This window comes from Pseudomonas sp. S3_E10 (assembly GCF_054667615.1).
In genome coordinates, this window is sequence record NZ_CP162743.1 from 5,669,085 (window position 1) to 5,682,885 (window position 13,801).

Below are 13,801 nucleotides of genomic sequence, written 5' to 3' on the forward strand. Positions count from 1 at the left end.
TTCCTACTCGGGCGAGTCTGTTATGAGGTGCAGGTAGGGGTTGTTCAGTGCCAGTTCGCCCAATAACGCCTCCGGTTCAATCAGCAGGTAGCCGTGCAGTTGGCTGGTTTTGCGCGGGCCTTGCACGGTGCAGGTCCAGATATTCAGGTCGTTGGGTTGTTTGCGGTGTTGCCTCAACTGTTCAAAGTGCTTTTGTACCCATTCCCAGTCAGGGACCTTGTCCTGCTTAGCCCGGCGAGCGAGGTGCGGGTGTGCCTGGGCATAGCGTTGGAACAGCCCTGGAGTGACTAGAAACAGGGTATTGTTGACGGTGTGAACCAAGGCTTTCGCGTCATTGATGCGTAGGGTCTGGTTGCGAATGCCTTGGGCCAGCCAGTCCATAAAGTGCTGGCCGGGCGAGGTTATATCTTCTTCGGGCTCGTCCTTACGCGGCGGTGTCGCATCGTCGTAAGGCTCAACGTCCGGCTCAGTTGGTGGGATTAGGTCATCTGGTGTCATGGGTATGGAGGGATCAACGCTGACAGTCCCGACAAACACCGTTGGCCGTGCGCCTACCTCCCAGATCAGTGCAGGCGGCAACTTGAGAAAAGTGAATCGATGAGACCATCCGTTACCACCTGTGACGGTCGCTGCCCAGATAGCTTTGCCCTCAGGATTAGGCTGGGCGATGCCGTGTTCCTGTAGGACATTGAACACCGCGATGTTGCTTTGCGGTATGCCGTCGAAACCCTGTGCCAGCAAGTGCGCCCGCAGTTTATCGCACACGGTTTTGCTCACCAGCCAGAGGGCGTCTTCGGTGAGCCAGCCGTCGGAGGCCTGGGGTTGGTTGAGCTTAAGTTCTTCGCCGATCAGGTAGCGCAGGCCGTCCAGCAGTTTGCGCTGCAAGGCGTGTTTTGGGGCGTTGAGGGCTTTGCTCGGATCACCGCCTAGGGCCTGGGCCACGGAAGCTTGATCGGCGCGGATCACCAGCTCGCCGAGTTCGCCGGCGTACTCGTGGTGGCCGGCCAGCAGGTACAGCAAGGTACTCCAGAGTTCCGGGAAGCCGCTGAGCCAATCGAACAGAGCAGGATCAAGCACTTGGTGATAGAGCAGGGCGGAGGCAGGGCCATGCAAGCGATATTGACGGCCCTGGCGATACCGTAGGCGATAAGGTTTAGCCAGGGGACCGTGCCACGGGTGCCAGAGGTGGCCATCGGCGTATTCGACATGCATGTCGACGGCGATTTTTCCGAGGTCGTGCAGCAAGGCGGCGTAGGCCACTGCGGCTGTCCAGGCATCTGATTGAGCGGCTTGGGTTTCGGGTGCGGCGCCGCAGGGAAGGAGAAGGGATTGGCGCAGTTTAAGGGCGCAGGCGACGACTTCCAGGCCATGGTCCAGCATGCCGCCGGGGTAGGCGTGGTGATGGCTCTCGGAGGCGGGGAGCAACTGGACCAGGGCGGCGTAGCGCTCAATGGGTGACAGGTACAGCATTTTGAATTGGTTGCGCGAGAGCGATGTGCGTTGCCAGATCTGGTCCAGCAGGTGTTGCCGGCGAGGAATGGCGAGCAGAGTTTGGGCCGATTGCGGGAGGGTCAGGTCCTTGGCGTGAGAGGGAGCACAGGTTCCAGTATCTGCAGGAGGGGGCTTCTTCGTGCGTCGGAACAAGGTGAGCATGATTTCGACTCCGCGGCTGGATTAACTGGAGAGCCTTTTCCCTTTTTTGGGTAGGACCTTTCCTCTTGATGACCCTTCCCTTGGTCTTTTCCATTTGGGCTGCTTACCTTTTAGAGGCGGGCAGTTTGGAGCAATGGTGATGGGACAATATCGTCAAAATTCGGCGTCAATGCGGCTGGGGACATGGCTTGGACGGTTATGCCGAGACTATCTATTGTTCGAACGTCGGGTATTGCAGCTTCTGGGCGAGAAGGGGCTGCCGAGATGGCTCATCAAGGCCTGCGGCTGGGTCATGACGCTGAGCGTGTTAGGCATATTTTTGTATATGACGTTCTGGATAGCTGTGATCTGTTTTGCCGTTACCCTGGCTGTGAGGTGGGTACTGAAAGCAGGCTTTGATTCTTACGAAGTTCGGCCGGAATGGAAGAACGGTCTCAGTGGCTACGGCCTGTATCGGGGTGGAATTCGTATCGACCCAGGCTCCCCCGATGATTAGTAGTTAATGGATTATCTTCATTCCAGACGTGCCCCCTTTACTACCTGCGGCCTTGGCATCATCGACACCGGTATTCAGCATCTGAGCAACGTTGCCGACGCGCAACCCAGTCCACGTCAGCGCAGCCATCCAAAAGGCCGGAAGGATGATGAACATCATCGCCATCACAAAGTTAAGCAACATATCCCCAAACGAATTGTTCAACCCCATCAACGGATTGAAATTACTCTGCGGCGAACTCCACCCATACAACGCCTCCAGAATCGTGCTATCGATCCACCGCGCCAACTGAAACCAGAAATCCACAAAAAAAAGTGCAAACTGCACACAGCTGATGGTCACCAGTGCCTTCAGCTCAAACGTGCCAATCACCAGCACCAGCGGGATGCAGATAGTCAGCGCCATCTTCAAGAACGACAACACCATCGGCAGCGCCTGACGCACCACATCCATGGCCGGAAAAAAGCCCAGCGAGCCCACCGTCAGCCCCAGATCCGCGGCCCCGCGTGCGGCAATATTGGAGACCTTCATATCCACCTGCCCGCCGTAATCGGTGTACACCTGGCCCTGGTTCAGCGTCTGCTGCCGAGGGGCTGCGATCGCGCGAATCAGCGCATCATCGACTTGTGCCTTGCTGATAAAGCCGGCCCAGCGGCCAAGGCTAAGCGATAACTCCGGGTCCACCTGGGCTAACAAACGCGGGCGCAGCCCATCCTCATTGTCCGACCACCATTGCCGACAGGTCGGATATCCGCCGCCACTGGGCACCTGGGCTAACCCGGCATCTCGATTAGCGTCATACGGCCAGGCACTGCGTGGCGTTTTGGCGCGATAGCTGTCGTAGTAGCCGCTGCTTCCCAGGAAGAAATTCGAGCCAATCCAATTGATATCGTCCATCTGCGCTTCACTCAAATCCGGACGGTTCATAAACAACTTCGCCCGCGCTGGCCCGTAGCAGTCATGGCTAAAGTCCGCGACTTCCTGCGCCAACACCGGATCATCGATACGCGTGGCATCGATCTCTATACGCATCTGCCGCAGGTCGGTGCCGCACGGGATCGCCGCCACGGCAGCACCGGTGATGGCTTTGGACAGCGCATGCATAAAGAACCACCACACCGGCACATATGCGCTCTGGTCATTCAGCACGGTGAAGGCATACGACCAGCGGGTTTCCTGCGGCGTGGCGACCTTGATCTGGCATTGGCTGGAGCGGCTGTTGTCATACGCTAACGTGCTCAAATCCACCGGTATAAACGGGATGCCGGCAAACATCACCACCACGATGGCCACCCACACGCGGTTCTCCACGCGCAAGGTCGACAGCGCGCCTTTATTGCCCTCATCCGCACCCTCAGTGCGGGCCCGCAGCCATTCCTGCAGCACGATGGCAAAGAACGGCAAGGCGATAACGCCGCTGGTGATCAGCAGTTCCCAGATCCCGTTATTGACGATCCATGCTACCAGAGTCAGGTAGTACTCAAGGTAGTCATCGGTATAGAGCGTCATGGTCCCGGACCTCAGCGCAGCAGGTTGAGGCTGTGGAGCTCCAGCAGGCTCAGCACCAACACTGCCGCAATCCCTGTGCGACGCAAGTGCTGTTGCTGATGACTGCTGCGATACAGGTAATAAGCGCCGTAGCCCAGTACGGCATACAGACCCATCCGCCACCAACGAAAGTAGCCGGCGGACTGGTCGAGCCATTGGCGCCAGGCATCAATATTTCCGGCAAATCCAACGCCAAGCACGTTGACTAAAAAGGCGCCGCCCAGGAGCATCAGCGTCCACAGCGCGAACGGCTGAATCCACTTCATGGCTGACCCCTTATCACGGGTGGTTTCTGGATCTCATCCAGGCGATTACGCAGCGGGTCACCCTGATAAATACCCCGAGACCCTTCACCGCGTGAACTGTGACGCTGTATCAGCACCATCGGCGCATTGCTCGCCAACGTGCGACGCAATTCCAGCTCGGTTTTGAGGTTGTTGATCTCCTGGGTCAACGTGTCGCTTTCAGCGAGGATGGCTTCCTGGGCCAGCTGGTTGGCGGCGACGTTGGGCTCTTTGCGCCCAGTCAAAAGCGTGCGCTGCAGCAACAGCGCCTTCTCCAGAACGCTGGACAGGGCAACGTCGGAAGCCAGACGACGCGCCAACAGATCCTGATCGGGCTCATCCCGCAACGCCTCGATCACGCCGCGGGTAATGGGCAGTGATTGGCTGCCGGCGGCCTGCAAATTGACAAAGGTGGTGGGCTGACTGCCAGTGATCAGCGCTTGCAGCGCCTGCAACTTTGTCTCGTATTCCTCCTGGATCAACGGCGTCAGGCCGACCCCCGGTGTAGTTTGGGTTTTGGTGCAACTGTCGCAAGTGCGTTGCTCGCGCTCGCCCAGTACACGAGTGGCCCATTCAGTGGCAGCTTGCGGTGACAGCCAGGTCTGGCAGCTCAGTTGATCGGCGCAGGTGCTGATGGGAATCGAAGAGCGATCATCCACGTCGCGCCCATTCACCAGGTTATAACCCGCGCGGGTCACATCGGCGATCACCAGGATCGGCGCCTGACTGACGCCCCCGGCGGCCTGCCCACCGACCCAAGGCACGCCGCGATTGCCCCGGTCCTGCTCGGCTTGATCCACGGCGGCCACTGCATCTTTGCTGGCGACCGATTGGGTCAGCGCCATGCCCTCGGCGATCTGCCCCCACCCCAACTGCCCGCCAGCCATATCCGCCATGCGATTGGCCAGCGCCCGGCAGGTGGACTTTGAACGATCAAAATCCAGGCGTGCCTGGAGAATGCCGTTGGTAAGCAGGTTGTACAGCCCCGGATCTGCCCGTTGGATAATCAACGCTGGAAGGGAGGCGACCGCGCTGGTGGCGTTCTGAATCACATTGCTCATGATCGACTGAAAACCCTTGGTGATGCCGTTCAGTTGGTTTTGCAGGGTCGTTTCCAAGCTCATATCGCCGCAAATCAGGTTGCTGTTCCAGCCGGCCCCGACGGCGATGCTCTTCATATTCGCCGCGCCGCCCATCGACACCGCGCTGCCACCGCCGATGCTGTAGAGCACGTCGTCACCAATCACGCTGCCGCTGTAGTTGACGAGTGTGTCGGTGTTCGCCAACGCACAATTGATGCAAAAGAGCAGGGCACTGAACCTGGTAAAGGATTGATAGGTCTTCATAGCGCGTCTCGCGCAAAATCGGTGCTGCCGAGAAAGGTCTGCCCCTGGCGCTTGCAGCAACTGTAAGGCCGCCATAACGTCCAGACGTAGCCGCCGTCCTTGGCCTGGATATTGGGCTGGGTGTTAGGAAACACGGCACAACTGGCAGACAGATTTGGCGCTAGCGCCTGCCACTTGCCAGTGCTGCTGTCACCCTCCAGCAGCGCCCCGGCCGGCCAATAACCTGCACGCGGCGCAGCCAGCAGCGGTTGATACACATGTAGCTGCCCTGGACGCGTGACGATATCGCCTGCCCGTTGCGCTACTACGGCCGCTGCTTTGCGGTCATCCACTTGATGCAAAAAGCCCCCGCGCGGATAGATCGAACCCCACAGGTTGAAGCCAAGTCGGCTACCCACTTCCCGCAGTCCAGGAATCAACGCTTCGGGAAAGACGGCTTCGGGGATGTTGTAGCGCCAGGCGATCGTGTCCAAGGTACTGAGCAGGTAGGGCATCAGCGGTTTGCCAGCACCGGCACACGCATAGCCGGACTGGCCGACAAAGTCGTTGAACAATGCTCCGGCAGGGTGGCCAATCACATCGGCGTTTTTAAATATGCTCAGGTTGTTTTCCTGGCTGGTGGCATTTGTGCCATCTCCGCCGCCTTGCGCGCTTGGGGTCGGCACGCTAAGCGGCCGCAGTTCCAACCAAGGGTTTTGCCCCGTGTTGCTGTAGCTGGACACCACCGCGTCGGGTACGTAGTGGCGAACTTTGGGGGAGGTTCGCACTGAGCAACCAAAGGTAGTGCAACGCAGCCAGTAACACACGCCGACGATGCGATAGGCCAGGCAGTCAGGTGAGACCGCAGAGGTTGCAATGGTCGCGCTGTTGAGAGCCAAGGCATTGAATGAGCAGACACTGAGCAGAACGGCTACAAGAGAACGACGAGGGTCAGATTTATGGCTTAAGGCTTGCATCGTTTGCACCTGAAAAATGGAAGCTTCAGTTGAGCAAACGCCTGGGAAGCAAACATCTGGAAAACCGGGATGACCGACGCCCGGTTAGCCAACAATGTCAAAAGGGAGGTGCGGCGCAGAAGAGTTTTCTTGCTGCGCCGCCTCAGGCTTGAATGAGATAAGGAAAGCGGTTCAAAGCAGGCCATGCTCAGCAAACGAATAGATATCACGCTGCCCCACAATAAACTGATCCAACAGCTGAACATCCAGCTCAGCCAACAGGCGTTTCATGTTGGTCGTCAGTTGTTGATCTTCCCAACTGGGCGTCGTCACCCCTGAAGGATGGTTGTGAACCAGAATGACCGCCGCACAATTGTGTTCCAGCGCGCGCTGCAAAATGCGTCTGGGGTGCACATGCAAGGCGTTGATCGTGCCATGGAACAGTACCTCGAACGCGAGCAGCCGGTGATGGGTATCAAGAAACAGCACTGCAAACACTTCATGATCCTCGCGGCCCATTTTCAAACGCAGAAAATGACGAACCTCATCGGGGCACTCTATGGGCGAGCTAGGTTGCAAAACATGGCGCTCCAGAATATCGAGGGCTTGTTGAATCAAAAACGCTTCATCTTCGGTGTACGCGAGAGATGTCACGGCCGGCATGACGTCCATGAGTTGGGTTGTGGACATGGGAAGCTCCTTGGATAAAAAAGGAGGCTCCCAGCCCGTGAGGGTGGGAACCCCAAGGGAGGAAGGTTGGCGTCCGCCTTCGCTATGGCGATGGCTGTTCGCAGGTTGGACACGTGGCGAACGAGTGGGTTGACGCAGCAGGGCTGCGCGGCGGCCTTGTGAACCCGGGTCGCCTGGCAGTACGGTACGCTGTAGATCTTCGGGCTAGGAAAAGAAGATATTGGTATTCAATCCGAAATCTGTGGTCTCCGGATTGTTTAGCTTGTTTGTAAGTGAGGCAGCTCGAAGGGGACTCTTGCACTGCAGATAAGAGCATTTTTCGATAAGGCGAGCGCATGTAGAAATTTATTAATAGCTGGCCTCCTAAGCACCTGATTTAGCAAAGTAAAGTCGACACTTAAGCAACTGTTAATGGTGTCGGGCGTGTTAGATTCGCGCCTCTGTCCAAGTCCCGACGTCTTTGTTAAGCCAGCCAGTGTTTTCCGTTTATGTGGGTAACAAAAAATTACAGTGCAAATTATGTAAGTAGGTCCTCGATTAAAGGCTCAATCCCGCGAGAGCGATTCATCTCTTGCGCTATATGCATCGCCGCCTCCAGCTCCCCAATTCTAAGCTTCCGCATCAACTCAAACCGAGCTGCCTTTTCTTCCGGCTCCGTCATCGCCAACGCCAGATGCAAGCTCGGCGGTACGGCCCGAAACAGCACCTCCATCGATTTCGACAAAATCACCCCTTCGCAATATTTCCCAGCCTCCTTACGCGCTGACAGCATCAACGCTTTCTGCGCTGGGTTCAGTTCTCGAAAGCGCGCCACCTTTTCCACTTCGTCCGGCGGCATGCTCAGGCAGATCCACCACTCAATCATGTTCAGCATTGGCTCTGCGGCTTTGGGTAGGTCGTCCAGGTTTTGTGTGGCCAGCCAGTACCAGGCGCCGAGTTTGCGCCACATTTTGATGATCTTGACCACATAAGGCGCCAGCAGCGGGTTTTTGGTGATGATGTGGCCTTCATCGGTGACGTTGATGATGGGACGGCCGAGGTATTGGTCGCGTTCGGCGAGGTTGTTGACGGTGTTGAGCAGTGACAGGTACGCGATGGACAGTTGGGCGTTGTAGCCTTCGCGGGCGAGGGTGGCTAGGTCGACGATGGTGATGTCGGCTTCGGGCCAGGGTGTGCCGGGGCGGTTGAACAGTTCGCCGTCCAGGCCATGGCAGAACAGGGCCATGGCTTCGGCCATTTCTTGTAGGCGGTGGCGGCGCATGTCGGGAAGTGCGGGGTCTTTGCTGCGCTCGCGCAGGGCGTTGCAGATATCTTCGGTGAGCACTGTGCAGTCGGCCGCCACACAGGTTTGGGCCGCTTGGAGAATGCTTTGGCGGATCAGGCTGCGATCGGCGCGGGTGAGGCGGGCTTCTTCTTTGTCTTCGCCGCCGGTGATCATCAGGCGGGCGGTGATTTCCAGTTCGCCGAGGATGTCGCGCTGTTCGTCGTTGCCAAGGTCATCGAGTCGGTCGGCGTCCAGGGTGTAGACCTGATGGGGCGTTTCTACCAATCGCCGGGCATCGGCGAAGGGCGCCAGACTGACGCCTGCATCGGGAGCCAGGGTGACGCGGTGCACGCTGAGGTCCAGGCGCTTGGCAAACTCGCCAAACAGGCCAAAGGAATTGCCGGCTTCTACGATAAACAGGCGGGGCCGGTAGATAGCGGTGATTTGGTTGAGGATGTTGTTGAGAGTGGCGGACTTACCCGAGCCGGTGGGGCCGAATAAAAACAGGTGGGCGTTCATCTGCCGGTCAAGGCGATTCAGTGGGTCGAAGGTCAGGGTGCCGCCGCCACGGTTGAAGAAGGTGATGCCGGGGTGGCCCGTGCCTTGGCTGCGGCCCCAGACAGGGGCAAGGTGAGCGGCGTGTTGGGCGAACATCAGTTGGGTGTACCACTGGCGTTTGTCTTTGGCGGGATCGAAGACGCAGGGCAGGTGGCGCAGGTAGCTGTTCAGTGGCGCCACTTCATCGGCTTCGCGCACCGGTTGCACGCCGGCGTTGAGCAGGGCGTTGGTCAGTTGCACGCCACGGGCGTCCAGTTCTGCCAGGTCCTTGCCGCGCAGGTAGAAGGCCGTTGAGCCGCGGTAGAGTTTGTGGGCACTGCCGATCATCGAGCGCGCCTGCTGCACATCTTGACGGGTTTGTTCTGAGGCCAGGGTGTCGCCGACGGATTTTTTGCTCAGATGGTCCAGGTGCGCTTCCAGCGTGTCTTGGGGCGTGGCAACCAGGGTCAGGCACAGCACGGTGTCTTCGGGCAGTTGCTCAAACAGGCTGTTGATGGCATCCCCCTTACGGCGTTCGCCAGTCAGGTGGCCGATGGTGGGTGGGCTGCGCAGGCGGTCTACCAGGATGACGCGGTGGGGTGTCTCATCGAAATACCAGACACCGTGTTTGACGTTTGAGCGCGGTGGGTTGAGGAACAGCCGTTGGGCGAAGTCGGTACCGCTGGCGAGGGGAAGGTCGTTGGCCGCAGGTGCTTCTGGAGGGTTGGCCAACGGATAGAGCTGTTTTTGATCAAGGGTGGTATTGGGATTAAACCAGCGCAGCAACCAGCTATGAATCTGCTCCGCCTCCAAGCGCCGGGATTTCACAGCGGCATTGGCAAGGCCTGCACTCAGGCGCTCGCACACAGCATTCAGCGCGATTTCGGCAGACGGTTCATAGGCAACGGGCAGGTATCGATACACCACCATCCGCACCCGGCGGGTGTGCCCGCGCCAGGGCAGGTGGGTGAGGGTTGTGTCCTCAAACAGCCCGCCCGGTTTGGTGATGGCATTCAGATGATGTTCGAAGGACTTCAGGTAGAACCGCGTGAAGACCGAGTCGCGGGCGCGTGGACGCACGTAGGCCGTCAGCGTGTCGAGATAACTCTGCCAATGGGTTTCATCCTGGGCGTAGAACTGCACCACCCACGGGTGATCATCCAGCTCATCCAAGCTGTCTTGCAGGGCGTTTTCCAGGGCGTCACGTGCTTGTAAGAGCCACTCGGTTTCGCGGCCTTCGGTGCCCAATGGCGTTAGCTCGAAAAAAGCGGCGACGGAGCGGCCGTCGTCCAGCAACAGGCAACGGGTTTCGGCCAGGTATTCAACCCAGGGCAACAGCTCAACGAAAGAGGGCGCGACGTCATACAGAGCCTGTTCATCCGCCAGGGTTGCAGGCCTGGTGGCTCTGCTGCTTCGCCATCGGCTCATCAGTAATCCTCCACACGCTCGCCGGGCAAGGCGTATTGCACGCGCTGATAAAACGGAAATACCGTGCTGTACCCTGGCACGGGTACCGGGTCATTGCCGGCCAGGTGAGGAAAGACAAACATCACCAGATCAGGATTGGGCAGGCGTTTGAACTGTTGGTAGATTTCGGTTTGGGCTGTACGGGTATAGGACGTGCTTGAAGCCTCGCTCGGAATCAGTGGCCGACGCAATGCCCTGCGTGCTTCACTCAACTGCCTGGCTGATTGATTGGCTTGCTGGTTCCACACCTCAAGCATGCTGCTGCCGTTGTGGGTGAGCAGTTCTTCGCTACTGGTGGAACAGCCGCCCAACCCTACGCCCAGCCCGGCGACTCCCAGCACCTTAATCCAACGTCTGCGTATCATCAGCACCTCCCCGTGTATGGTCGACCTTACGGCCTTGGACGTCGTAATCGATATCCAAGGCCTGTTGAATATGCACCGCGACCTTGGCGCCCGGTGCCACATACACCGCCGCAAACGCCTGCCCATACAGCTTGTTGACCCACTGCGACATCTCCTGCACGCCATTGGCCAATACCCGGCCCATGGCTTCATTGCCGGTGATGCCCACCGTGCCAAGTGAGCCATTGCCCGGGCTCATGTAGGTGGCGCTGCCATTGTTCTTGATCAGCGAAGCTGCTCCCGCACCCGCGGCGGTAATCAGGGCTTGAGAACCCAAGTATTGCTGGGCGTTGCTGCGCCGCTCACCGCCGACGCAGGGGATCCCATAGGGATCGCTGATCCAGCCCAGGCCGTCCTGGGAGGCTCGTTCGTTCTGCGCATTGGCCTGGCGCGCGGGCACCGTGCGAATGGTGCCGTCCTGGAACACAAAGGTGATGGAGCGCACCTGTCCGCGTACGCAGGACAAGGTCCAGTCGCCCGAGGCGGTCCCGCTGACCACCGCGCCTGCGACGTCTGGCAGGTCAATGCCATTGGCGGTCAGGTTGTCGGGGCCGATCAGTACTTTGAAGGGGTAGGGATCATTCACTGTTCCGTCGATGGGCACACGGCCAATCAGAGCGGTCATGGCGATTGAACCCATCAAGGTTGCGTTGGCCGGCACGCTGTAGACCGGTTTGGCGCTAGTGACGGTTGTGGCACGGCGGTTGGTGGCGGATTCAGCGAGTTGCTTCAAGGGTTGCTGCGCAGGGCCAAAACGGGTTGGGAACGTGGGTGTTTTGTCCTTGCCGCGTGGAGTGCTGGGCAGGCGCGCATCGTCCGGTTCAATCCAGCGCAGCGAGTCTTTGCCGAGCGGCGGCGCATCACCCGCTTGTAACCCCAAACCAATCGGTAACTCCAACCCAGGATCTTTTGGGCCCAACGCCTGCAACTGTTCTTGCAGATCCTTAAGCAGGCCCTGAGTCTGTTGGCGTTCACTGTTGCGGACTTGTTCCTCACGCTTGCGCTCGGTCTCCAACAGGCCTTCGATACGCTGTTCGATAGCGGTTTCCCGTTGTCGCAGGCGATCGTTTTCGCTTTTCTGGGACAGGCTGTCGGTCAGCGAAACCTTCAGTTCCTGGCGCAGTTGTTTGACCTGGCCGACCAAGGTGGCCACGGTGTCCCGAGGTGTATCGCCCTCAATGCCCAGCGCCTTGATTTCTTCGGCCGTCAATGCGGCGCTACGTTGCGACTCGTCGATCCGCGTGTCGTTGGTGCCACGCAGTTTTATGGCAGCAACCACCACCAGTCCGAGCAGCAAGATCACCAGCCACTTGAGCAAACCATTACTTTTCACCCTGGCCCTCCTGAAGGTTCAGCGCGGCATCAATCGCACTGAGTGCAGGTGAAAGTGCTTGCTTCAACCCATGGCCACGGGTGATCAGGTACGCCGTGGTGGTGTCCGACGATGCTCCGCGAGGGCCTAGGTCGGCATGCTGGAACGTGGCGCTGACCAGGTTGCCTTGCAACTGGCGCGGGTCCAGCGTGAGCCATTGATCGGAGCTGTTGGTCAGGCGAATGGCCGTGACGTGATAGGCATCCAGGCGCCAACTGGCCAGCGCTTTTGCCCGTAACGGCAATGTGGGCAACAGCGTCTCCAGCGGCAGGTCCGACTGCAGGGTGATCTGCCGTACGCCGGGCAGTGCTTCAACGGTGCGCAGGGGCGCGTACAGGCTTTGCGCGGCGTAGCGGGTCAGGACGACAGGGATCGGCGTGGTGGCAGGCGAGTCGCGCTCAGGCGATTCAGGCGCCGAGGTGCTGTTTTCAACAATCCGGATCGGCTCCAGCACTTGGTCACTGGCGTCGTCGGTGAAGATATCCAGCAGGATCAGTTCACCGTTGGCGGCGTCCTGCAACTGCAGGCGAGTGGTTTCGATGGGGGCGGTGGCGAGCAAGTACACGGCACCCGCCGCGCTTTGCACGCGCAGGCGAGTGTTGAGTGACGTCGGCACGCCCACGTGTACATTGCGGTCTACAAACACGATGCGTTCAGCGCCCACCTGTAAGGGCACAGTTAACGGCAGCCGCTCCCAACGCATGATTTCCACGGCAAAGCTGGTGGGCATCGCGATCAACAGCAAATAAGCCACCCATCGGTATGTCATGGCACGTCTCCCGTTGCAGGACTGAGCCGTTGCGGTGTGCCGTCGTAGCAGTCCAATGCCAAGCCGAACGGATTGCGTTCCGCGTCGATATCCAAGCGCAACACCTTGATGGGGTAACGCACCAACGCACGTTTGACTTGTTCGGTGCCGTAATACTCGTCAACGCTTAGATCCAGGGTCACGATCCAGTCCTGGTTGGAGACGGTTTTCACCCGCAGCAGCGGGTCGTCGCCATAACCACGGCCAGGGATCTCATACAGCCCACGCTCGCGTTGGCGTAATTCACCGGAGCTGCGTCTAGACTCATAGTCCTGCTGCAGAAACGCCCGACAGCCTGGCGTGAGGTAGGCGGCCAAGGCCTGCAGATTGCGCGAGTAATCCACCTCGCCGTCGGTGGGCCAGCGGTTCAGTTGCTGAAAGATGTAGAAGGTGAAGGCGTACACTGATTCGGGCGGCACTTGCCACCATGGCCGCGAACTGCCGGCGCGCAGGTCCGGCGGGATATGCAGGGTCAGATTGCGTGGTGCCTGCCACCAGCCCACGCCTAACATCAGCGCGATCACCACCAAGGCCGTGCAGCCCGAGCGCAGGGTTTTGATATGTGCCTGTAACTGAATCACTTCGTTTTTGAACTGACTCATCGGCCACCTCGACGCACGCTCCAGTGACCGCTACGGATGATCAGCGGGTCATCGCCCAGTAGCCTGTAAAAGGTTGGCCAGCGCCGTGCGCATTGCCACTGCAATTGGCGGTACAACCAGGTTTCAGGTCGCCCGCGCTTTTGACGGCGTAACACGCCGCCGCCGACAGCGATGCCCAGCGCGATGACCAGTACCATGATCGTCGGGACCATCGCCAGGCTACGGGTAAGCCAGGCTAGCGGCACACCGGCGACTAGTCCAAGCGCTGCGCATAACGTGGTGCACAGCCACAGTTCATCAGCGGTCAAACCGCGCACTACGACCGGTTGCCGGTTTAAACGATGGGGCAGGAATACAACTGTGCCATCGCTGGACTTGACGCTATGCGGATTCAT

The 13,801-nt window shown here is 59.0% G+C and carries 13 protein-coding genes; 1 reads left to right on the forward strand and 12 read right to left on the reverse strand.

Going from position 1 to position 13,801, the window contains the following annotated elements:
* Positions 1–3: 3 nt before the first annotated feature.
* The gene (gene mobH / locus AB4N98_RS25930; RefSeq protein ID WP_460149033.1) at positions 4–1,653 is read right to left on the reverse strand and encodes a MobH family relaxase; all 1,650 of its coding nucleotides are present in this window, start codon (positions 1,651–1,653) and stop codon (positions 4–6) included.
* A gap of 139 nt (positions 1,654–1,792) precedes the next feature.
* On the opposite strand from mobH, the gene AB4N98_RS25935 reads away from it, so the two are divergent.
* Positions 1,793–2,149, forward strand: a complete 357-nt coding sequence (locus AB4N98_RS25935) for a DUF3742 family protein (protein WP_460149034.1) — start codon at positions 1,793–1,795, stop codon at positions 2,147–2,149.
* 3 nt (positions 2,150–2,152) lie between these two features.
* Here the strand turns inward: AB4N98_RS25935 and AB4N98_RS25940 are convergent, their stop codons facing one another.
* From AB4N98_RS25940 to AB4N98_RS25990, 11 genes are all read right to left on the reverse strand, one after another.
* Positions 2,153–3,658 carry a conjugal transfer protein TraG N-terminal domain-containing protein gene (locus AB4N98_RS25940; protein WP_460149035.1) on the reverse strand — a complete coding sequence of 502 codons (1,506 nt, stop codon included), beginning with the start codon at positions 3,656–3,658 and terminating at the stop codon, positions 2,153–2,155.
* A gap of 11 nt (positions 3,659–3,669) precedes the next feature.
* On the reverse strand, positions 3,670–3,963 hold the full coding sequence (locus AB4N98_RS25945) for a hypothetical protein (protein ID WP_460149036.1): 294 nt from the start codon (positions 3,961–3,963) through the stop codon (positions 3,670–3,672).
* Positions 3,960–5,327, reverse strand: coding sequence for an integrating conjugative element protein (locus tag AB4N98_RS25950; protein WP_460149037.1), 1,368 nt, complete (start codon positions 5,325–5,327; stop codon positions 3,960–3,962). The genes AB4N98_RS25945 and AB4N98_RS25950 overlap by 4 nt, the downstream gene beginning before the upstream one ends.
* Positions 5,324–6,283 carry a TIGR03756 family integrating conjugative element protein gene (locus AB4N98_RS25955; RefSeq protein WP_460149038.1) on the reverse strand — a complete coding sequence of 320 codons (960 nt, stop codon included), beginning with the start codon at positions 6,281–6,283 and terminating at the stop codon, positions 5,324–5,326. The genes AB4N98_RS25950 and AB4N98_RS25955 overlap by 4 nt, the downstream gene beginning before the upstream one ends.
* A 171-nt stretch (positions 6,284–6,454) precedes the next feature.
* Complete coding sequence (locus AB4N98_RS25960) at positions 6,455–6,952, reverse strand: JAB domain-containing protein (RefSeq protein WP_460149039.1); 498 nt, start codon at positions 6,950–6,952, stop codon at positions 6,455–6,457.
* A 517-nt stretch (positions 6,953–7,469) separates the two neighbouring features.
* Entirely contained in the window at positions 7,470–10,181 is a 2,712-nt protein-coding gene (locus AB4N98_RS25965) for a conjugative transfer ATPase (RefSeq protein WP_460149040.1), read from the reverse strand.
* Positions 10,181–10,582: a TIGR03751 family conjugal transfer lipoprotein gene (locus AB4N98_RS25970; RefSeq protein WP_460149553.1), complete on the reverse strand. Its 402-nt coding sequence runs from the start codon at positions 10,580–10,582 to the stop codon at positions 10,181–10,183. Before AB4N98_RS25970 ends, AB4N98_RS25965 begins: the two co-directional genes overlap by 1 nt.
* The gene (locus tag AB4N98_RS25975; RefSeq protein ID WP_460149041.1) at positions 10,563–11,957 is read right to left on the reverse strand and encodes a TIGR03752 family integrating conjugative element protein; all 1,395 of its coding nucleotides are present in this window, start codon (positions 11,955–11,957) and stop codon (positions 10,563–10,565) included. The genes AB4N98_RS25970 and AB4N98_RS25975 overlap by 20 nt, the downstream gene beginning before the upstream one ends.
* Positions 11,947–12,765: a TIGR03749 family integrating conjugative element protein gene (locus AB4N98_RS25980; protein WP_460149042.1), complete on the reverse strand. Its 819-nt coding sequence runs from the start codon at positions 12,763–12,765 to the stop codon at positions 11,947–11,949. The genes AB4N98_RS25975 and AB4N98_RS25980 overlap by 11 nt, the downstream gene beginning before the upstream one ends.
* A complete protein-coding gene (locus AB4N98_RS25985) occupies positions 12,762–13,406 on the reverse strand; it encodes a PFL_4703 family integrating conjugative element protein (protein WP_460149043.1) in 645 nt (214 codons plus the stop codon). The genes AB4N98_RS25980 and AB4N98_RS25985 overlap by 4 nt, the downstream gene beginning before the upstream one ends.
* The gene (locus tag AB4N98_RS25990; RefSeq protein WP_460149044.1) at positions 13,403–13,801 is read right to left on the reverse strand and encodes a TIGR03750 family conjugal transfer protein; all 399 of its coding nucleotides are present in this window, start codon (positions 13,799–13,801) and stop codon (positions 13,403–13,405) included. Before AB4N98_RS25990 ends, AB4N98_RS25985 begins: the two co-directional genes overlap by 4 nt.